Source organism: Streptomyces sp. DvalAA-43 (assembly GCF_900091725.1).
In the GTDB taxonomy this organism is placed as follows: domain Bacteria; phylum Actinomycetota; class Actinomycetes; order Streptomycetales; family Streptomycetaceae; genus Streptomyces; species Streptomyces pulveraceus.
This window is the reverse complement of record NZ_FMBW01000057.1, coordinates 95,182-116,348: the sequence shown is the minus strand read 5'-3', so window position 1 is coordinate 116,348 and position 21,167 is coordinate 95,182. Positions and strand designations below refer to the sequence as shown.

The 21,167-nt window shown below is 71.8% G+C and carries 16 protein-coding genes; 8 read left to right on the top strand and 8 right to left on the bottom strand.

Translation table 11 applies throughout. The annotated features are described in order from the left end of the window. The first annotated feature begins 253 nt into the window (after positions 1-253). From GA0115234_RS23965 to GA0115234_RS23935, 7 genes are all read left to right on the top strand, one after another. Positions 254-1,699: a S1 family peptidase gene (locus GA0115234_RS23965; protein WP_107405802.1), complete on the top strand. Its 1,446-nt coding sequence runs from the start codon at positions 254-256 to the stop codon at positions 1,697-1,699. After that, complete coding sequence (locus GA0115234_RS23960) at positions 1,696-4,041, top strand: serine/threonine protein kinase (RefSeq protein ID WP_093545203.1); 2,346 nt, start codon at positions 1,696-1,698, stop codon at positions 4,039-4,041. Before GA0115234_RS23965 ends, GA0115234_RS23960 begins: the two co-directional genes overlap by 4 nt. Beyond that, complete coding sequence (locus tag GA0115234_RS23955) at positions 4,042-5,451, top strand: hypothetical protein (protein ID WP_093545200.1); 1,410 nt, start codon at positions 4,042-4,044, stop codon at positions 5,449-5,451. Beyond that, positions 5,448-6,452 (top strand): hypothetical protein, encoded by a 1,005-nt coding sequence (locus GA0115234_RS23950; protein ID WP_256088790.1) that lies wholly within the window; start codon positions 5,448-5,450, stop codon positions 6,450-6,452. The genes GA0115234_RS23955 and GA0115234_RS23950 overlap by 4 nt, the downstream gene beginning before the upstream one ends. Continuing rightward, entirely contained in the window at positions 6,449-7,681 is a 1,233-nt protein-coding gene (locus tag GA0115234_RS23945) for a hypothetical protein (RefSeq protein WP_093545197.1), read from the top strand. Before GA0115234_RS23950 ends, GA0115234_RS23945 begins: the two co-directional genes overlap by 4 nt. 153 nt (positions 7,682-7,834) lie before the next feature. After that, positions 7,835-9,418, top strand: a complete 1,584-nt coding sequence (locus GA0115234_RS23940) for an acyl-CoA carboxylase subunit beta (RefSeq protein WP_072487290.1) — start codon at positions 7,835-7,837, stop codon at positions 9,416-9,418. Between the two features lie 70 nt (positions 9,419-9,488). Continuing rightward, positions 9,489-9,692 (top strand): acyl-CoA carboxylase subunit epsilon, encoded by a 204-nt coding sequence (locus GA0115234_RS23935; protein WP_093545194.1) that lies wholly within the window; start codon positions 9,489-9,491, stop codon positions 9,690-9,692. 73 nt (positions 9,693-9,765) lie between these two features. On the opposite strand, the gene GA0115234_RS23930 is transcribed toward GA0115234_RS23935, so the two are convergent. The 8 genes from GA0115234_RS23930 to GA0115234_RS23895 form a co-directional block, all read right to left on the bottom strand. Continuing rightward, the gene (locus tag GA0115234_RS23930; RefSeq protein WP_014048542.1) at positions 9,766-10,347 is read right to left on the bottom strand and encodes a GTP-binding protein; all 582 of its coding nucleotides are present in this window, start codon (positions 10,345-10,347) and stop codon (positions 9,766-9,768) included. Next, positions 10,328-10,951, bottom strand: coding sequence for a DUF742 domain-containing protein (locus GA0115234_RS23925; RefSeq protein WP_093545191.1), 624 nt, complete (start codon positions 10,949-10,951; stop codon positions 10,328-10,330). Before GA0115234_RS23925 ends, GA0115234_RS23930 begins: the two co-directional genes overlap by 20 nt. Positions 10,952-11,040: 89 nt before the next feature. Further along, positions 11,041-11,454, bottom strand: a complete 414-nt coding sequence (locus GA0115234_RS23920; protein WP_006127847.1) for a roadblock/LC7 domain-containing protein — start codon at positions 11,452-11,454, stop codon at positions 11,041-11,043. Between the two features lie 10 nt (positions 11,455-11,464). Continuing rightward, a complete protein-coding gene (locus GA0115234_RS23915; RefSeq protein ID WP_093545188.1) occupies positions 11,465-14,638 on the bottom strand; it encodes a sensor histidine kinase in 3,174 nt (1,057 codons plus the stop codon). A 347-nt stretch (positions 14,639-14,985) separates the two neighbouring features. Next, on the bottom strand, positions 14,986-15,567 hold the full coding sequence (locus GA0115234_RS23910) for a GTP-binding protein (RefSeq protein WP_072487286.1): 582 nt from the start codon (positions 15,565-15,567) through the stop codon (positions 14,986-14,988). After that, positions 15,548-15,955 (bottom strand): DUF742 domain-containing protein, encoded by a 408-nt coding sequence (locus GA0115234_RS23905; protein ID WP_003966010.1) that lies wholly within the window; start codon positions 15,953-15,955, stop codon positions 15,548-15,550. Before GA0115234_RS23905 ends, GA0115234_RS23910 begins: the two co-directional genes overlap by 20 nt. Positions 15,956-16,088: 133 nt before the next feature. Further along, the gene (locus GA0115234_RS23900; protein WP_003966009.1) at positions 16,089-16,511 is read right to left on the bottom strand and encodes a roadblock/LC7 domain-containing protein; all 423 of its coding nucleotides are present in this window, start codon (positions 16,509-16,511) and stop codon (positions 16,089-16,091) included. After that, positions 16,512-20,288 carry a sensor histidine kinase gene (locus GA0115234_RS23895; RefSeq protein ID WP_093545185.1) on the bottom strand — a complete coding sequence of 1,259 codons (3,777 nt, stop codon included), beginning with the start codon at positions 20,286-20,288 and terminating at the stop codon, positions 16,512-16,514. A 579-nt stretch (positions 20,289-20,867) separates the two neighbouring features. Between GA0115234_RS23895 and GA0115234_RS23890 the strand changes: the two genes are divergently transcribed. Further along, entirely contained in the window at positions 20,868-21,056 is a 189-nt protein-coding gene (locus tag GA0115234_RS23890) for a hypothetical protein (protein ID WP_093545182.1), read from the top strand. Positions 21,057-21,167 lie beyond the last annotated feature (111 nt).

Sequence of the window (21,167 nt, the reverse complement as noted above, 5' to 3'; positions counted from 1 at the left end):
AGGCGGGACGGAAGCGCCCCACGGGCGCTTCCGTCCCGCCTCACGCGTACGCGGGGGCGGAAGCCGGCGTCGGGGCCCCGTCCCACGCGTGTGCGGGCGGTCCGCGTCAGCGGGGAGCCGGCCCCGGCCAGGGCACCCCGCCTCACGCGTACGCGGGGCGGGCCCCATGGCGTGACATCCGGTGGACGCCGGGTGACCGGAGTACGTCCAGGGACTGGGTGCGGCGCCCGCTACGCGCGTATTCTCTTGCGGCATGGGGGAGTTGAAGGCGGACTGGCGGCTGCGATTACGGCAGGGCGGCGCGGACGGGCCGGTCTGCGGCGCCGGGGTGCTGCTCACCCAGGACCGGGCGCTCACCTGCGCGCACGTCGTGAAGGAGCCGGACGCCCGGATCTGGGTGGAGTTCGCGGAGAACTCCGCCATCGCGTCCGTCGGGGCACGCGTCGCCGAGGGCGGCTGGCTCCCCACGGTCGGCGCGAGAGGCGAGGACATCGCCGTACTCGCCCTGGAGAGCCCCCGCCCGCACGCCACCCCCGCCACGCTCGAACGGCGTCTGGAGCGCGGGGACGAGGTGTGGATCGGCGGCTACGCGCGGTCCTTCGCCGACGGGATGTGGCTGACCGGGCGGATCAGTGGGGCGCACGGCGCCTGGATCCAGCTCGACGCCGACCGCAACGAACAGGTGGTGAGACGCGGGTTCAGCGGGGCCGCCGTGCAGGTGCGCCGCGGACCGGCCGGATCGCCCGAGCGGGTCGTCGGCATGGTCGTCAGCTGGCGCGGCGACCTCGAACTCGCCCTGCCGGCCGACAACGACCTGGCGTTCTCGTACATGATCCCGATCGACAAGATCGCCGAACACATCCCGCTGGTCGCCGAGTTGAGCGGGCCGGACGCCTGGGACCACGGGCTGGACCGGCGGCTGCGGCGATGGTTCGCCGGGAGCGAGGAACCCGCCGTCCGCTTCAGCGTCGTCCCGCACGGCGGCGGCCGCGACCGCACCCTCGGCCACCACCTGCACCGCGCCCATCTCGTCTACCGGGGCGGCCGCACCACCCCCGAGGAATTCGCCGACGAGCTGATCACCAGGCTGCGCACCCCCCGCCACCAGGCCCATGCCTACCGCGACTGGCTGCTCGCGGGCGGCACCCCGCCCCACCGGCCGGAGGACGCGGAGCCAGGGGGCGTGGGGCCCGGGACCTTGCGCCCGGACCGGGCCGGACCCCACGGGCCCGGCGTGATCCGGGCGAAAGGCCCCAGCCTCGCCGTGATCGGACTCGACGAGGACCGGCAGCCGCTCCGCCTGGTGCCCCTGCTGGCCCGGGTGCGGGAACTCGGCTTCCGGCTGCTCGTCATCGTGCGGAGCAGCGGCGGCGAAGAGGTGACCGAAGTGGTGCGGCAGCTGCTGTTACCCGCCCTCGACGAGCGGGCCGACCTCCTGACCCGCCGCGTCGAGGGCATCGAGACGGAGTGGGCCGCACTGAACGGCCTGGTGGAATCGGCCTCCCTGAGCCCCCCGCCGCGCGCCACCGCGGCCCGCCGCCGCCACCAGCTGGCCCGGCTGCGCGCCCTCGACGACCCCTACGAGCGGCTCACCGCCCTGCGCGCCCTGCTGCGCGAACTCCGGGCGGACCTGGAGCGGCACGGCGGGGCGGGCGTACCCGGACAGCGCGGCGACCCGGGCCCGGCCGGTCGCCGATGAGGATTCCCTGCCCGCACCGCCGGTTCACCGGAGCCCCCTGCGAGGGCGCCGTGCAGACCACCGGCCACTGCGACACCTGCGGCCGCTCCGAGGACGGCCCCGGACTCCCGCCCCTGCCCGCCTCCCCCGAGAAGTGCGGGCCCAGAGGGCTGCTGGAACTGCCCCCGCTCAGCCCGAGCACCCCCGCACAGCGGCTGAGCGCGGCCGTGACCCAGGCACACGTCCGGATGAGCTGCTCGTCCAAGGACTGCGCCACGTACTTCGTCGCCCCGTACACCGCCGCCCCGCCGCCCGACGAGGGCCACTGCCCCCGATGCGGGGTGCCGTACAACTACCGCCCCGAACTCACCCGGGACGGCCCGCTCCTCCAGGACCAGTACCGGATCCTCGGGCCCATCGCCCACGGCGGCCAGGGCTGGGTCTACCTCGCCCTCGACACCCACCTCGAAGACCTCGTCGCCGTGAAGGGAATGCTGAACCGGTACGCCGAACGGGGCGCCGCCCAGGCCGCCGAGGAGCGCCGCAGCCTCGTCGCCATCCGGCACGAACGCATCGTCCAGATCCGGGACTTCGTCAGCACCAGCAACGAGGACGGCACGGTCTCCGGCGGCTACATCGTGATGCAGGACGTCGGCGACCGCACGCTCTCCGCCGTCGTCGAGGCGACCCGGCAGGGCAACTTCGTCCTCGACATCGAACACGTCATCACCTACGGCTGCCAGATCCTCGAAGCCCTCGCCCATCTGCACGGCATGGGATTCCTGTACGGGGACATGAAGCCGTCCAACGTCGTCCACCAGCACGACGGCGTCAAGGTCATCGACCTCGGCGGGGTGCGCGGGAGCCGCTCCGCCGGGCTGCCCCCCGTCATCACCCCCAGATACGCCGCGCCCGAGACGGCCGGCAACGGTGCGCTGACCATCGCCCACGACATCCACACCGTCGGCGCGACCCTGGCCGAACTGGCCGGCTGGGCGGTCGGCGACGATGTGCCCGGCCTCGGCACCAGCTCGTTCCGGCTGGTGGTGGACCGGGCCACCGACCGCGACCCGGAACGCCGGTTCGCCGACGCCGAGGAGATGGCCGGCCAACTGCGCGGAGTGCTGCGCGAGATCCGGGCGCTGCGCGGGAAGCGGGACCGGACCGAGCCGTCCACCTACTTCACCCCGTCCACCGAACTGCTCGGCGCACGGCTGGGCACCGTGCCCGACTACGCGCACTGGCTGGACCGCGCCCCGCACCGCCGCGACGAGACACGCGAGGCGCCCGCCCTGGACTCCGGGATCCCCACCCCCACCGAGATCGCCCGGCGGCTGCCCGTCCCCCGGCCCTACCCCGGGGACCCGGAGGCGGCCCGGTTCCTGGTGAGCAGCTACGACCCCGCCCGGCTGCTGGCCCAGCCCGGGTCGGGGGAGCGGTCGGTGGAGATCTGCCTGCACAACGCCCGGCTGCTGCTCGGCCAGGAGGGCGGCGAGGCGGTGGCGCTGGCGCGCGAACAGGTGGAGGCGGCGAACGCCATCCCCGGCCCGGGGCCGGTGCGGCAGTGGCGCCTCAGCTGGCACTGGGGACTCGTCGCACTGCGCAGCGCGGACGTCCTGGACGACCGGCGGCAGCTGCTGGAGGCCGCCCTGGAGCACTTCGCCGCCGTCCACCGGGCGCTGCCCGGCGAGTACGCCGCGAAGCTGGCCCTGGCCTATGTCGCGGAACAGCTCGGCCCGGACCGCCCGGCCGGTGCGATCCCTTCGGCGTACGAACTCTTCCGGGCCGTGCACGCCCGCAACCCCTCCCACGTCGGTGCCGCGCTGGGGCTGGCCAGGCTGGCCCTGGCGCGCGGCGACCGGGACGCGGCGGCCGAGGTGCTGGACCTGGTGCCGGACGAGTCGCGGGACCACGCCGTCGCCCGGATCGCCGCGCTGCGCATCCGGGCCGCCCGGCTCGCGGCGGGCGGGCGACCGCTGCCCGGGAAGCGGCGGATCGACGCCGTGCTCGCCGCGGTCCCGCTGCGCGAGGGCGGCCCCGGGCCGCATCCGGCGTCCGTGGTGACGGGCGACGAAGCGGCCCGGCTGCTCCGTACCGAGCTGTACGAGTGGAAGCTCGACGCGGTCCGGGCGGAGGCCGGTGGCGTACGGCCCGACGGCCGCTGGTGGCGGCGCGGACTGCCCCCGGCACCGGTGCCCGGGGAACCGGCCGTACGGGCGGAACTGGCGGGCTCCTACCGCTGGATGGCCCGCCAGTGCAAGGACACCGCCGACCACGAGAAGCTCATCGACCTCTCGCACGCCGTCCGCCCGCAGACCCGCTACTGGTTCCCACCCCGACGCCGTACCCCCGGAGGCAGCTGAATGGGCCGTACCCCCGCGTCGTCCGGTCTCGGCATCGGTCTGTCCGTCCAGGTCGCGAAGAGGCAGCGCCCGGACCGGGACGCCCGGATCGACGCCCATGTGAAGGTCCGGGCGGTCGCCGTGGGCCCGCGCGACCGGGTCCCCGCCGTCGACATCGCCCTGGTCATCGCGGTGGACGTGGCCGCCGTACGGCGGGACGCGGCCGTCGCGGCGCTGTCCGGGACGGTGGCGGAGCTGCCCGACGGGATCTCCTACACCGTGCTGGGCGGCGGGGCCGCGCAGTGCTACCCGCTGCGCGGCCGATGGGCGCTCGCCGGTCCCGACGACCGGCGCGACGCCGCCTTCAGCGTCGGGCGGATCGCCGCGGCCGCCGAGGGACAGGAGCCGCCCGGATACACCGGCTGGCTGGCCAGGGCGCGCGCACTCTTCGCCGAACGCGCCCTGCCCGTACGGCACCTGCTGCTGATCACCGACGGCAGCAGCCGGGGCGAGGGCGACGACACCACCCGCCCGGACAGCGCGCTGAGCATCGAACTCGACCGCTGCGAAGGGGAGTTCACCGCCGATGTCATCGCGCCCGGAGCGGGCTGGGACCCGGCCCCGCTGCTCGCCGTTGCGGACCGGCTGCACGGCGCCGCCGTGCCCTCGCCCGACTCCTTCGCCCCCGCCGTCACCGCCGCCCTGGGCAGGCTGCGCCGGGTCCGCAGCCCCGAGCTCCCCATCGAGGTGACCGTGCGCCCCGCGGTGCGGGACGTGACGCTGACCGAGACCGCACCGCATCAGCAACTGCTGGAACCGGAGCCCGTCCAGGACGCTCCGCGCCGCCTGGCCTTCCGCACCCACCAGTGGAAACCGGAATCCCGCGACTACCTCCTCACCCTCCGCGCCGACGCGGGCAACGACCCGCTGGGCGTGCCCCTCCAGTTCGCCGCCGTCACCGTCGGCGGCGCCACCGAGGCGGTCGTGGTCAGCTGGCTGCCGTCCGGAACCGCCGCGGACACCGCACGCATCTCCGGGGCCGTGGGCCGCAACATCCACACCATGAACGTCTCCACGCAGATGCGGACCGCCCTCACCCACGGGTACACCGCCCTGGACCTGGCGGACCGCGGGCGCGCCGAGGCACAGCTCGGACGCGCGGTCCGGCTCGCCACCGAGATCGCCGCCGACTGGGCCGTGGACGAGGTCCGCAAGGTCGCCCGCATCGTGGACGCCCCGCGCGGGATCGTCCGGATCGGGCCGGGCGTCGACCCGGGCGCCGTACGCCAGGGCATGCTGAGCATCACCTCCGGGCACCCCGTGGAGCTGCCCCCGGTGCCCCGGGCCGGGCCCGCGGTCCCGTGCCCGCACTGCGGCCATCCGGCCGGACCGGCGGCCGTGTACTGCATCGACTGCGGGAGGCGGCTGTGACACCGCGACGACGATCGGGCCGCGGCGCCTACCGGTCCAGGACCCGGCGGCTGCTGGAGTGGCATCTGGCCGCGATGCTGGTGGCCGCCCTCGTCTCGATGAGCGCCCTGCTCGTCTCGTACCGCGAGGTCCAGATCTCGGCGGGCGAGATGCGCAGCCGAGGCGCCCCCGCCGTGCAGGGAGTGGCCGCCACCCAGCTCGCCCTGCTGCGCGCCCACAAGGAGGCCGAGGCGTCGGTCCACAGCGGCATCGCCGACGTGGTCGGCGCCGGTGCCCGGTACGAGAACCAGCTCGCCGCCGCCGACCAGGGCCTGTCCCGGCTCTCCGACGTGCAGATCGACGGGGACCGGGGCCGCGGGGTGCTCGAAACCGTGAACGGGGTGCTCACCTCGTACAGCAGCTCCATCACCCCCGGCGCGGTGAAGTACGTGTCGGACGAGCCGATGCAGACCGAGAAGTTCACCGAGGCCGAGATGCTCCTCACCCGTGCGGGCACCGGTGTGGTGCCGCGCCTGGATGTCCTCCAGGGGCACCAGATGGCCCGGATCGACACGCTCAGCTCGCTGAACCCCTTGCAGTGGTCCGGCTGGGCGGCCGCCGAACTCGGCCTGCTGGTCCTGGTCCTGATCACCCTCTCCGCGCTGTGGGTGCTGCGCACCCGCTGCGGCCACAGCCTCGACCTCTGTCTGCTGGTCTCGCTGCTGGGCGTCGTCTTCCTGGCGACCGGCCCGCTGATCGCGACGAGCACCACCCAGGACCGGCTGGCGACCGCCCGCGACGGGCTGGTCCGGATCGAACAGCAGGCCCATGACCACCGCGATCTGGCCGCCTCCCAGCAGGCCGTCACGGACACGGCGACCCGGGTCCGCGCGGGGCTGGCCGCCCAGGGCTGGCAGAGCGGCGTCTACTACGGGGCGCTCGCGGCCGGTGCCCTGATCGTGCTGCTGCCCGCCGTCGGTATCGGCCGTCACCTGAACGCCGACTACTGGAGGACCGGATGATGCGTCGCGCCCGCGCCCTCCTGCTGGTGCTGTGCCTGGCGCTGGTGGCGGCGGGCTGCGGGCTCGCCGCGCCCGGCAGCGGTGACGAGCAGCCGAAGGTGACGATCCTCGGGCCGTGGACCGACAACCAGGAGGCCCAGTTCAAGGCGGTCCTGGACACGCTGGACACCCCGTACACCTACCAGGGCACCGCCGCGACCCGGGAGGTCCTGCTCGCCGCGGTGCAGGCGGGCAATCCGCCCGACATCGCGATCCTGCCGGGCGTCGGGGACCTCGTCGAGTACGCCGCGGAGCGGCGGCTCCGCCCGCTGGGCAAGGGCGCGGGCGCGAAGTACGGCAGGCCCTGGCAGCCGGAGGCGAAGGGCATAGAGGCCGATCTCTGGGTGCCGCTCAAGGCGGACCTCAAGAGCATCGTCTGGTACCGCGAGGACCGGCCGCCGCCCTCCTCACCCGCGCCGCTGACCTCCTGGTGCATCGGCATGGGCGACGACGGGGCCTCGGGCTGGCCGGGCAGCGACTGGATCGAGGACCTGATCCTGCAGACGGCGGGCCCGGTGCTGTACGAGCGGTGGGCGACCGGGGAACTGAAGTGGACGGACGGCCCGGTGGTCCACGCCTGGAGCCTGTGGGCCGGTCTGCTCGCCCAGGACCCGGCCGCCGCCCGCCGGGCCCTGCTGCGCGACCACCGGGGCGCGCCGGGCGGCAGCGGACTGCTCTTCGGCGGCGGCTGCGCGCTGGAGCACCAGGGCTCCTTCGCCCGGTCCTTCTACGGGGACGACCGGGACCGGGCCGCCTTCACGGACTCCGCGCCGCTGCTGCCCTCGGGCCCGAGGCTCAAGGGCCGCGAGGTGTCCGCCGACTTCGCCGCGCTCTTCGGCGGCTCCGCCGAGGCCCGCGAGCTGCTCACCCGGCTGACCTCGCGCCGGGCCCAGGAGGAATGGGGCCGCCGGGCCGGGGTATTCTCGCCGGACTCCGGGGTACCGGCCCGGGACGGCACGGTCGAGAAGCAGATCAGCGGCCGCCTCACCGACCAGCGGGTGCCGCTCTGCCTGGACGCCTCCGACGTGATGCCCGCCGCCGTGCGGGACGCGTTCTACGAGGCGGTGCTGCTGACCATCGCCCACCCCGACGCCCCGGTGCGGGACCGGCTGGACGACGTCCAACGGGTGCAGGAAGCCCAACCGGACCACACCGGAAGGCTGACAGGGGTGTGCAGCAGACCACAGTGAGTCTTTGTCGGACTCGCACAAAGACTGCCCCGTACTGGCTGGTACTTCGCCTGCATGCCGCCCGGCTTCTGTGGGGCTCCGCCAGGAAACGGGTCAGGAGACTGTACGGAGTCGACGGCAGGATTTCCTTGCCGGGCTTCGTAGGGTCGGTACATGACCGTTGTGGACGAAACCCCGGGCGAGCCGAGCGACACCCGTGGCCGTGTGGCCGAACTGCTGGCGCTGCGTGAGCAGGCCCGTCGCGGACCGAGTGACCGGGCGACCGAGGCGCAGCACGCCAAGGGCAAGCTGACGGCGCGTGAGCGCATCGCGCTGCTGCTCGACGAGGGTTCGTTCAAGGAGGTCGAGCAGCTGCGCCGGCACCGGGCGACCGGCTTCGGCCTGGAGGAGAAGAAGCCGTACACCGACGGTGTCATCACCGGCTGGGGCACGGTCGACGGCCGTACGGTCTTCGTCTACGCGCACGACTTCCGGATCTTCGGCGGCGCGCTGGGCGAGGCCCACGCGACGAAGATCCACAAGATCATGGACATGGCCATCTCGGCCGGTGCGCCGCTGGTCTCGCTGAACGACGGCGCGGGCGCCCGTATCCAGGAGGGCGTGAGCGCGCTCGCCGGATACGGCGGGATCTTCCAGCGCAACACCCGGGCGTCCGGTGTCATCCCGCAGATCAGCGTGATGCTCGGCCCGTGCGCGGGCGGCGCGGCCTACTCCCCGGCGCTGACCGACTTCGTCTTCATGGTCCGTGAGACCTCGCAGATGTTCATCACCGGACCGGACGTCGTCAAGGCGGTCACCGGCGAGGAGATCACCCAGAACGGGCTCGGCGGCGCGGATGTGCACGCCGAGACCTCGGGCGTCGCGCACTTCGCGTACGACGACGAGGAGACCTGCATCGCCGAGGTCCGCTACCTGATCGGGATGCTGCCCTCGAACAACCGCGAGAACCCGCCGACCGCCGCGAGCGACGACCCCGCCGACCGGCGCGGCGACGTCCTGCTCGACCTGGTTCCGGCCGACGGCAACCGCCCGTACGACATGCACAAGGTCATCGAGGAGCTCGTCGACGACGGCGACTACCTGGAGATCCACGAGCGCTGGGCCCGCAACATCGTCTGCGCCCTGGCCCGGATGGACGGCCAGGTCGTCGGCATCGTCGCCAACCAGCCGCAGTCCCTCGCCGGCGTCCTGGACATCGAAGCCTCCGAGAAGGCGGCTCGCTTCGTCCAGATGTGTGATGCATTCAACATTCCCATCATCACTCTTTTGGACGTACCCGGCTTTCTGCCCGGGGTCGATCAGGAGCACGGTGGAATCATTCGGCACGGTGCGAAGCTGCTCTACGCGTACTGCAACGCCACGGTGCCGAGGATCTCGCTGATCCTGCGCAAGGCGTACGGCGGTGCGTACATCGTGATGGACAGCCAGTCCATCGGTGCGGATCTGACCTACGCCTGGCCGACCAACGAGATCGCGGTGATGGGCGCCGAGGGCGCCGCCAACGTCATCTTCCGTCGGCAGATCGCCGACGCCGAGGACCCGGAAGCCATGCGCAAGCGCATGGTCAAGGAGTACAAGGCGGAACTGATGCATCCGTACTACGCAGCCGAGCGCGGCCTGGTCGACGACGTCATCGACCCCGCCGAGACCCGTGAGGTACTGATCGCCTCGCTCGCCATGCTCCGCTCCAAGCACGCCGACCTGCCGTCCCGCAAGCACGGCAACCCCCCGCAGTAGTCCGCACCCCGCGCGGCACCCCTGCCGAGCCCGCGAAGACCTGCCTGCCGAGAAGACGGAGAAACCACCCATGAGCACTGCCGCCGAGTCCGTGTTGCGTGTCGAGAAGGGTCTTGCCGACCCCGAGGAACTGGCCGCGATAACCGCGGTCCTGCTCGCCCGCGCCGCGGCCCAGCCCGCCGCGCCCCCCGCCCACCGCGGCCGCAACACGGCCGGCTGGCGCCGTCTGGAGCGCACGCCCGGCTTCCGGGCCCCGCACTCCTGGCAGGGCTGACACCCACCGCGTGAAAGGGCCCCGCACTCCTTCCGGAGTGCGGGGCCCTTTCGTACGTCCGGACCGGGAGGTCCTAGCGGAGCCGTGCCATGAGCGCGTGCTCGACGAGCGTGATCAGCGCGCTCTTGGCGTCGGCGCGGTGGCGCGCGTCCGTGGTCAGGATCGGGGTGTCGGGTCCGATCTGGAGGGCTTCGCGGACTTCGTCGGGGGTGTAGGGCTGGTGTCCGTCGAAGCCGTTGAGGGCGATGACGAAGGGGAGGCCGCTGTTCTCGAAGTAGTCGACGGCGGGGAAGCAGTCGGCGAGGCGGCGGGTGTCGACGAGGACGACGGCGCCGATGGCGCCGCGGACCAGGTCGTCCCACATGAACCAGAAACGGTCCTGCCCCGGTGTACCGAAGAGGTACAGGATCAGGTCCTGGTCCAGCGTGATGCGACCGAAGTCCATCGCCACCGTCGTGGTGGTCTTGTCCCCGGTGTGCGTCAGGTCGTCGATGCCCGCGGACGCGGACGTCATCACGGCTTCGGTGCGCAGCGGGTTGATCTCCGAGACGGCACCGACGAACGTGGTCTTACCCACGCCGAAGCCCCCTGCCACCACGATCTTCGCCGAGGTAGTGGAGCGGGCTGCTCCGCCGCTAGAGCTTGCGAAGTCCACTGAGCACCCTTTCGAGCAGTGTCACATCTGGCTGGCCGCCGGCGGACTCGTCGCCGCCGGGCTGATGAATAGCGACGAGTCCGGCCTCTGCCAGGTCGGCTACGAGGATCCGGGCAACGCCGAGCGGGATCGAGAGCAGTGCCGAAATCTCGGCGACCGACTTGATCTCGAAGCACAGCCGGCAGATCCGCTGGTGCTCGGGCAACTGCCCTTGCAGCCGGGACGGATCGGCCGTGGTACTGACCAACGCCTCAATGGCGAGTTGGTAGCGCGGTCGGGTCCGGCCGCCGGTCATGGCGTACGGACGAACCAGCGGATTGTGCGCGGAGGGCGCGGCAGGCTCGGGGGTCTGCCGCGGCTGCACCGGCTGGATACGGGGCGTCCGGGGCGGGTCGTAGCGGTGAGGACGCTGCGCGGGCCATCCGGAGCCCTGCGGGGTGCCCTGCGGCGGCTGCTGGGCCTGCCGCGGCTGCTGGTAGGGCCGGTAGAGCGGCTGGGGGCCCTGTCCGCCGGGTGCGGAGGGGAAGTAGAACCGGTTGTCCCCGTGCTCACCCGGTACGTGTCGGCCACCGTCGTAAGGGTGCCCGCCCTGGGGTGTGTCCACGATTCCTCCTCCGACTGCCGGTCCCGATCCCAGTGGGTCCGCGCCACCGCACCTTATGGCGCGGTGGCGTGAAACGCACTGTCTGTCTACTAGTTAAGAAGACTTCCCTGTAGTTCGGCACGGAGGTCCGGAGTGAGGACACTGCCCGCGCGGTCGACGAGAAGTGCCATTTCGTACCCGACCAGACCGATATCGGCATCCGGATGTGCAAGAACGGCAAGTGAGGATCCGTCGGAAATGGACATGATGAAGAGGAATCCGCGCTCCATCTCCACAACTGTCTGATTCACCGCGCCGCCCTCGAAGATCCGCGAGGCACCCGCGGTCAGCGAGGTCAGCCCGGAGGCGACGGCCGCCAGCTGGTCGGCGCGGTCACGGGGGAATCCCTCGGACATGGCCAGCAGGAGTCCGTCGGCGGAGACCACCACCGTGTGCGACACCCCGGGGGTGTTGTCCACGAAGTTGGTGATCAACCAGTTCAGATTCTGCGCCGCCTGGCTCATCGGGCTCACACTAACGCTCCTGGTCGTAGGTATTACTGTCGTCCGAACCCGCGCTGCGTCCCCGCAGCACACCCCGCCGCAGGTTGCTCAACCTGCCGCGGATGTCCTCGGGGGCACGGGAAACCTGGGGGCCGCCCTGCACAGTCTGTTCCGCCGTGCCCTCGACCAGATTGGCCTTGGGCACCCGCCGCGGGAGTCCGGACGGGGTGATCCCGCCCGCCTTCGGCTCCCGGAGCTTCTCGGCCCGCTCCCAGCGCTCGTCGTTGGCCGAACGCCAGTCGTCGGAGCCGGTTCCGTCCTGCTGCGCGGGCGACGGCTGCTGCGGCAGTTCCTGCTGTTGCTGCACTTCCTGCTGCGCGGCGACGGGGCGGCTGTTGCCGCGACCGGTGGGCTGCCAGTGCTGCTGTCCGCCCCGGCGCGGCAGCCCGGCTTCGGTCAGCTCGTGACCGGAGTTGGGCGTGGGCCCCTGGGAGTCGAAGCCTACGCGCTCCTGCGGCTCCGCAGGGGCGCTCGCGACGGATTCCGCTTCCGCCGGGGCCAAGGGCTCGTACGCACCCTGGTAGGCACCCTGATCCGGCCAGTCGTCCTGGTGGGACCGGGGAGCGAACTGCTCCCCGTACGACGGCTGCGGGGTCTCGCCGCTCGCATAACCGGCTTCCGCATAGCCGCCGGGCAGACCCTGTTCGGGCTGCTGGGCGAAGCCCGGGGCACTGCCGTAGGGCTCGTAGCCGCCCTCGTACGGAGCCTGCTGGTACTGCTCCTGCGCGGTCGGCTGCGGCTCCTGGGCGTATCCGTTCCCGGCGTACGGGCCGTCGGCGTACGGCTGCTGCGGGAACTGCTGGTGCTCGTCCGCCGTCTGCGCCCCCAGCGCCGCCCGGCGCTCCCCGCGCAGCAGCGAACGGCCCACCGGGTCCAGCTGCGGGGCCTCCGGCGAGGGCTGCTCGTAGCGGGAGTCGTCGAAGCCGAGTTCCGCCGCCGTGCGCGGCTGCGGCTGGGGCGGCTGCTGGGCGAAGCCCTGCTGCTCCGGAATGATCGAGGAGACGGTGAAGTCGTCGGCCGCGGGGGCCGGTTCGCCACCGCCGCCATGGGTGATCGCGTCCGGCAGCATGACCAGCGAGGTGGTCCCGGCCTGCTCGCCCGAGGGGCGCAGCTGGACCCGGATGCCGTGCCGGTCGGCGAGCCGGCCGACCACGAACAGCCCCATCCGCTGCGACACCGCGGCGTCCACGGTCGGCGGGTTGGCCAGCTTGTGGTTGATGTCGGCGAAGTCCTCGCCGGTGAGGCCGATGCCCTTGTCGTGGATCTCGATCATCACGCGGCTGTCGGGCAGCCGGGTCGCGGTGACCCGCACCTTGGTCTGCGGCGAGGAGAACGTGGTGGCGTTCTCCAGCAGCTCGGCCAGCAGATGCACGAGGTCGGTGACCGACTGGCCGTGGATCTCGGTCTCGGGCACCCCGGAGAGCTCGATGCGCTCGTACGACTCCACCTCGGAGGAGGCGGCGCGGAGCACGTCGACCAGCGGGACCGGCTGGTTCCAGCGGCGGCCCGGCTCCTCGCCGGCGAGGACCAGGAGGTTCTCGCCGTTGCGGCGCATACGGGTGGCCAGGTGGTCCAGCCGGAAGAGGTTCTCCAGCTGGTCCGGGTCGGCCTCGTTGTTCTCCAGGTCGGTGATGAGGGTCAGCTGACCCTCGATCAGCGACTGGTTGCGGCGCGAGAGATTGGTGAAGATCGCGTTGACGTTGCCCCGCAGCATCGCCTGTTCGGCCGCCAGCCGGACCGCCTCGCGGTGCACCTGGTCGAAGGCGCGGGCGACCTCGCCGATCTCGTCGCGGCTGTGGATCGGGATCGGCTGGACCCGGGTGTCGACCCGTTCCGGTTCGGCCCGGGAGAGCTGGTCGACCAGCATCGGGAGCCGCTGCTCGGCGATCCCGAAGGCGGCCGTACGCAGCTTCCGCATCGAGCGGCTCATCTGCCGGGCCATGAGGCCGGCCAGGATGAACGCGGCCAGCAGGGCGACGATCACGACGGCGGCGTTGACGAAGGCGTCGTTGCGGGCGCCGGACGAGATGTCCGAGGCCTCCTTCACGGCCTTGTCGACGAGCTCGTCCTCGACCGTGGTGTAGCCGTCGAACTTGGCGGTGGCGGCCGCCATCCAGGTCTCGGGCGTGATGCCCTTCGCGGCCAGCTTCTCGGGCGACTTGCCCTGAGCGATCTGCTGGGCCATGCCGTCGAAGACCGAACCGTCGATGCTGGGCGGGGTGACGAACGGGGTCCCCGCCGCGGCGGCCTTCTCCCTGGCCTTCCTGACCTCCTGGGCACCCTCGTCGGCCTTGGCGGTCATGACCTGCTTCAGCCGGGCCGCGTCGGCCTCCGTACCGCCGGAGGTGAACTCGCCGAGTGCGATCTGCTCCAGGTAGTTGTACGAGCCGAAGGCCTTGACCTGGGCGTCGAACGTGGCGCGCTCCTGGCTCGGGCGGACCAGCAGATGCATGCCGATGGAGCGCTGAAGCGATTCTGCAGCCTTGGCGAGTTCGAGCGCGTAGACCGTACGGCCGTAGCTGGTGATGTTGCCGGTGCCCAGCCCCAGCTCGTTGCTGAACTCCATCAGGGAGTGCTGGACCTTGACGTAGCCCTCCTCCGTCTTCACCGGGTCCATGGCCCCGGCGAAGGCCGCCTTGCGCAGCCCGGGGAGGGTGGGCTCCTCCAGCCGGAAGAGCTGGAGGCGCCGCTCCAGGCCCTGCTTCCGGGGCATGCCCTTCACGGCGTCGTTGAACTTGCCCGCGGCGTTGTCGGTGGCGGCCTGGACCTGCCCGATGACGGCGGCGTCGCGCTTGTTCGAGAGGAGGGGCTGGGCGGAGAGGTCGCGTTCGTTGAGGAGGGCCTGGCCGTACTCGGCGGCCGCGCGCACGATCAGCGCGGTCTTCTCGGCGTCCTGCGCCTCGCGCCAGGTGTCGATCGACCCCTTCACCTGGAACCCGCCCATGACCAGGCCGACCGCGACGGGGATCAGGAGGATGGCGTTCAGCCGAGTGGGCACCCGCCAGTTGCGCGGGGACAGCCGACTGGTACTGCCACCGGACACCGCGGTACGGGACGCATCGGCGGACGCCGCCGCGGCGCGCGGCGGCGGGGTGAAGTTGCCCCGCTCCTGCTGCGCCGTGGAGCCCGCGTTGTTTCGCCTCACTCGACCAACAACCTCTCGGCGTCGGCACCTACGCTGTGCCGTGTTTCGTTCAGGGCCGTACTACTCGGGAGTTCGTCGAATTCCAGCACGGGGACCGGCCGCGTTCCAAACAGTCGGAACCTGTCATTCCGAGTGGCCCAGACCTCAGATAAAACGGGCATAAAGAACGAGCCCCGTCAAAAGGCGGGGCTCAGGTGAGCGGAGTGGCACCAAACGGATGCGCCGGGTGTCGAACGCGGGGCAATTCTCTGTCGAAACGTTATGAATACGGGGGCGGATCGTGTCAAAGGACACAGCCCACCCCCGTCCGACTACGGTAACTACCGTACGGCAATACCGACTTGTTCTTACTTGAGCCGTGCCATGAGCGCGTGCTCGACGAGCGTGATCAGACCGCTCTTGGCATCCGCGCGGTGGCGCGCGTCCGTCGTGATGATCGGGGTGTCGGGTCCGATCTGGAGGGCTTCGCGGACTTCGTCGGGGGTGTAGGGCTGGTGTCCGTCGAAGCCGTTGAGGGCGATGACGAAGGGAAGGCCGCTGTTCTCGAAGTAGTCGACGGCGGGGAAGCAGTCGGCGAGGCGGCGGGTGTCGACGAGGACGACGGCGCCGATGGCGCCGCGGACCAGGTCGTCCCACATGAACCAGAAGCGGTCCTGTCCGGGCGTACCGAAGAGGTACAGGATCAGGTCCTGGTCCAGCGTGATACGGCCGAAGTCCATGGCGACGGTCGTCGTCGTCTTGCCCCCGGTGTGCGTCAGGTCGTCGATGCCCGCGGACGCGGACGTCATCACGGCCTCCGTACGCAACGGGTTGATCTCCGAGACGGCACCGACGAACGTGGTCTTGCCCACGCCGAAGCCCCCTGCCACCACGATCTTCGCCGAGGTGGTGGCACGGGCCGCACCGCCGCTAGAGCTTGCGAAGTCCACTGAGCACCCTTTCGAGCAGTGTCACATCCGGCGCGCCGCCGGCCTCTCCATTGCCCGGCTGGTGGATGGCCACCATGCCGGCTTCCGCCAGGTCCGCGACGAGAATCCGGGCCACACCGAGCGGCATCGACAGCAGCGCCGAGACCTCGGCCACCGATTTGACCTCACGGCAGAGGTGGCAGATCCGCTGGTGCTCGGGCAGCAGTGTGCCCAGGTGCGCGGGGTCGGCCGTGGTGGAGACCAGCGCCTCTATGGCGAGCTGGTAGCGCGGCCGGGTCCGGCCACCGGTCATGGCATACGGGCGGACCAGTGGCTGGTCGCCTTCACCGTCGTACGACGCGTGGTGCAGTGCGCCGTACGGATCGGGTGAGGCGGGTGGCGGGGTCATGAATCCTCCGGGCGTGACAGCAGTGCGTCGGCTTGCCGTCTGAAGGGGCCGGTGGGGGGCTCTAAGCGGCCGGACGGGCGAGGGTTGAGGGCGTTGGCTGGGGCAATCGAGTCTGTCATCGATCCATGGCCGCCTAATGGAGCAGGCTGCCCTGGAGCTCGGCACGGAGATCGGGGGTGAGGACGGTGCCCGCACGGTCGACCAGCAGAGCCATCTCGTACCCGACCAGGCCGATGTCGGCGTCCGGGTGGGCGAGGACGGCCAGCGAGGAGCCGTCCGAGATGGACATCAGGAAGAGGAACCCGCGTTCCATCTCCACCACGGTCTGGCTGACGGCACCGCCCTCGAAGATCCGGGAAGCACCCGCGGTCAGCGAGGTCAGCCCGGAGGCGACGGCCGCCAGCTGGTCGGCGCGGTCACGGGGAAATCCTTCGGACATGGCCAGCAGGAGTCCGTCGGCGGAGACCACCACCGTGTGCGACACCCCGGGGGTGTTGTCCACGAAGTTGGTGATCAACCAGTTCAGATTCTGCGCGGCCTGACTCATCGGGCTCAACTAACGCTCCTGCTGGTGAGTGGGGCCGAGTGGGAAACTGCCGGTCGACTGGCCGTTGTTGGCCTGTCGCCCTTGCTGGATGCCCCGGCGGAGATTGGTCAACCGCCCGCGTACATCATCGGGGGCGCGTGACACCTGCGGACCTGACTGATGGTTCTGCTGCTGAGCGGTGCCCGGCACCAGGTTGGCGCGAGGCACTCGGCGCGGCAGTCCGGAAGTGGTGACTCCGCCTGCCGCGGGCTTCTTGACCCGCTCCGCCTGCCGTACGAGTTCGTCGTTCGGCGAGGGGCGCCAGGAACTTGTGGCGTTGCCCGTGTCGTCTCCGCCGCGGCGCGGGGCCGCGGGAGGCTCCGGGGCCTGCTGCGGGGAGAGGTGCGCGGGCGCCTGCGGCTCGGCGGGCGGCTGCTGACCGCCCTGCTGCGGGCCGTGGAACCAGTTGGTCTCCAGGGTGTCGTACAGCGGTGTACGACCGTCCCCGGGCCCGGCCGCCGGAGGAAGCGCCTCGGGCTGCGGCTGCGGCGGCAGCACCGGACGGTACTGCCCGTCACCGGCGGGCGGACGCGGAGCACCGAAGTCCTCGTCGTCCCGGCCGCGCTGACGCGGGGCCGGCAGGCCCTGGTCCGGCGACCGGGTGGGCAGCGGCTGTCCGAAGTCGGGCCGGGCGAACTGCGAGGTGCTCGCCGGGTCCTGGGCCGACAGGTCCTGCGGGGCCTGGGGCTGCGGGGCCGGGCCGGAGAAGTCAGGACGGGCGAACTCGGCGGTGGAGCCGGGGCCCTGCCGGTCGTCCATGGGCGTCCGCGGGGGGAGCGGCGGGTTCATCGGCCGCTGGAACTGGCCGGTGGACTCGGGCTCCTCGTGACCGCGCGGGGCGTCCAGCGGAGTACGCCGCGGCGCGGACGGCTCCTCTGTGCCCCAGCTGGTGGTCTGCGGACGCTGCGGCTGGGGGTTGCCGCCGGGCAGCTCGGCGCGCGGGCCGCCGGCCGGGGGCAGCCGGAGACCGGACTCGCCCCGGCCGCCGGGCTGCTGGAAGCCGCCCTGGCCCGCCGGGTTCTGCCGGGCCTGCTGCGGCTGCGAGGGCTGCCACGGGGCGGGGCCGTTCGGCCGGCCCTGCTGGCCGTTCGGGTCCTGGCGGTCCGGGCCCTGGAAGCTCTGGCCCGGGAAGTTCTGGTCCTGGCGGTTCGGGTCCTGGCGGTTCTGGCCGAACAGGTCGGGGCGGCCGGAGTCCGGACGACCCGGTCCGTCGCCCTGGCCGCGGGCGCCGAGCCGGGCGCCGTTGCCGAAGGCGCCGGCGAGGCCGCCGCCCTGACGCTGCGGCTCCGGGCGGGAGACGTCCTGTGGTCCGGTGCCGGACAGCCCGGCGGACTGGAATCCGGCGTTCTGCTGACCCTGCTGGTTCGGCTGGCCCTGCTGGTGACGGGGGGAGCCGTCGCGGGAGGGCAGGGCGGCACGCGGCGCGGAGCCCGCGCCGACCTGGCCGCGCGAGGCGCCCGGCCCCGGGGCGAGACGGCCGGCCGGGCCCGACGGGGCACCGCCGGGACGGGAGCCGTTGCCCGGACCGCTCGCGCCGCCACCGGCGAGCAGGCCGCCGGGGGCGCCGGACTGCTGTCCGGGTGCCTGCTTGGGAACCGGCTGCTTGCCGCCGTGCGCGACATCGACGGGCAGCATGACCAGCGCGGTCGTGCCGCCGGAGTCGGAGGGCCGCAGCTGGATCCGGATGCCGTGACGCAGGGACAGCCGGCCGACCACGAACAGACCCATGCGGCGGGAGACCGAGACGTCCACGGTGGGCGGCGAGGCGAGCCGCTCGTTGATCGCGGCGAGGTCCTCGGGGGAGAGGCCGATGCCCGTGTCGTGGATCTCGACCAGCACCCGCCCGTCGGGCAGCGCGTGACCGGTGACCCGGACCTTCGTCTGGGGCGAGGAGAACGACGTGGCGTTCTCCAGCAGCTCGGCGAGCAGGTGCACGAGGTCGTTGACCACGCGGCCCGCGACCTCGGTGGCGGGCACCGCCGCCAGTTCGATGCGCTCGTACTGCTCCACCTCGGAGGCGGCGGCACGGAGCACGTCGACCAGCGGGACGGGGCGGGTCCAGCGGCGGCCCGGCTCCTCGCCCGCGAGGACGAGGAGGTTCTCGCCGTTACGGCGCATGCGGGTCGCGAGGTGGTCGAGCTTGAAGAGCGAGGAGAGCTGGTCCGGGTCGGCCTCGCGCGACTCCAGCTCGGAGATGAGCGAGAGCTGGCGCTGGATGAGGCCCTGGCTCCGGCGCGAGAGGTTGGTGAACATCGCGTTGACGTTGCCCCGGAGGAGGGCCTGCTCGGCGGCGAGACGGACGGCCTCGCGGTGCACGTCGTCGAAGGCCGCGGCCACCTTGCCGATCTCGTCCCGGGAATGCACACCGACCGACTCGACCGAGGTGTCGACGTCCTGCGGGTCGGCCTCGGAGAGCTGCTTGACGAGCTCGGGCAGCCGGTCCTGGGCTACGCGCGTCGCGGTGTCCTGGAGCCGGCGCAGCGAGCGGATCATCGACCGGGCGACGACGAAGGCGCCGACCAGCGAGACGCCGAGCACCAGCAGGATGAGCGCACCGCTGATGATCGCTTCGCGCTTCGACTCGTCGCGGAGCTCGCGGGCCTTGCCCTCCATGTCGCTGAGGAGGGTCTCCTCGATGGTCTTCATCGCCTGGATCTTGGTCGAGCTCTGGTCGTACCAGTCCAGGTAGGAGCGGCGCGCGGTGCCGGTCATGCCCGAGGGGCTGTCCAGCACCTTCTTCGCGTAGGTGTTGGCCGCCTTGATCTCGGGGTTGCCCTCGTCCAGCGTGGCGGTCAGCTCATCGGCGTTGTCGCCGTACACGGCCTTGAAGGAGCGGAGCGCCGAGGTCTCCTTGCGCAGCGCGGCACGGCCGAACTGCTTGTCGTTCTCGTCGAGGTGCGGCTGCTTGTCGTTGCCGCCGGGCAGCGCCGCGGCGATGATCGCCCGCTGGACCGAGGCGTACTCCTTGGCGGAGGAGAAGGCCGCCAGTGCCCGGGTCCGCTTGATCATCTCCGAGTTGCTGGTCGCCTGCGCCATGTCCTGCGAGAGGCTCAGCAGCGAGGTGATCAGCTGGCTGTACTGGTCGACGGTCTGGAGACTCGGGGTGCCCTTGCCGTACGCCGCCTTGCGGATGTCCCGGATCTCGGCCAGCTGGCTCGCGATCTGGGTGACGCTCGAATAGATGCCTTCGAGGGCCTCGTCGCCGGAGGGGTCGCCGATCGAGGTCGTCGCGTCGAGGAAGGCCGTCTTCGCCCGGTCGGTCTTCTTGCGGGGCTCGGTGACCTTGAAGTCGTCGGGCTTCACGCCGTTGGCCAGCGGACCGGCCGAGCGGTCGCGCTCCTCCTGGAGCGCCTGGGCCAGCGACGTCGCCTGCTTCGTCATCTTGGTCAGCAGCTGCATGTGGTCCAGCTGCTGGATGTCGTTCATGGAGTCGTTGATCCGCAGTCCGCCCAGGGTGGTCGCGGCGACCACGGGAAGGGCGAGCAGGGAGACCAGACGGGTGCTGATGCGCCAGTTGCGAAGAGCGACGCGTGAGCCGGTGCTGACGGGGCCCCGGGACTGCGGCGACGCGACCGGATCGGTCTCGCCGTTCGCCGTGGCACCGGGGCGCTGTGCGCGGTCGCCGCTCTCGCCGGCCGCGGCAGGCCCGGGGTTCTGGGCGTGCTGGGCCGAGGAACCGCGGTCGGTCCCGCCGTGCGGCTCCTGCTCCGCCGCAGCGCTGCCATCCCTCTTGAAACGTCCCTGCACTAGCGTCGCAACCTCTGGACCAGGCGTTCCCTCGCGCGAAGCGGTGGAACGGTGTCGGCGTCGTGGGGCGTTGTACCCGCCCCATGGTGGTCGTGAGTGACCGGCGTCCTTCCCCTTTCCGCCGCCACTCGGCGCTCCGTTGCGCCCCCTGCGCGCCGGCTTGAAACCCGCGGCGGTGCGTGGAATTCCAGCACAGTGCCGGATCTCCAACAAGGGCCCCGCGCCGCACCATGGCCTGAGTGACACGTTGTGACGACTGAGTAACAAGCAGTGGAGCGTGATCACGGATAAAGCGGATGATTAAGGGCGAATCGATCAACCGTAAAGGGTGTCCCAGTCGCCATGGTCAGGAGTGGAATGGATGATTCAGTGACGTAATGTCTGTTTCTGTCGCCATGGTCTACTGCCCGAAATGCGGGAATTGCCGGTGCGGCCGTGAGCAAACTCACATGATGATCGCCGTCTCTTCCGGGCTCCCGGAGGGAATTGGATGTTTAGCCTGACGCTTTACAGGGATGGCAAATCCGACAACCGGCGCCCCTCCGGGCGGCGCCCGTACCGACAGGGTCCGAACGGCAGATGAAGACGACGATGACGTTCCGCAACATTGCCAACCCCCGGCGCACCACGCTGGCGCACCTCAAGGACGCCGAAGCGCTGCGGACGCCGGAGCGGCCGGAGCACGCCGTGGATCTGCCCACCCAGACGGCCAACCCCCGGCGCACCATCCTCATGGAAGCCCCGGCCTCCGCCGTCGTCGCGGAGTAGCACGGACGCCGCCTCCCGATCCCGCGCCGCAGCCCCCGCCCGGCGGGGGTGCCCCGTCACGCCGCCCGGCAATTGGGGCAATCCCCGCCGGGCGACGCGTTAGCCTGGAGC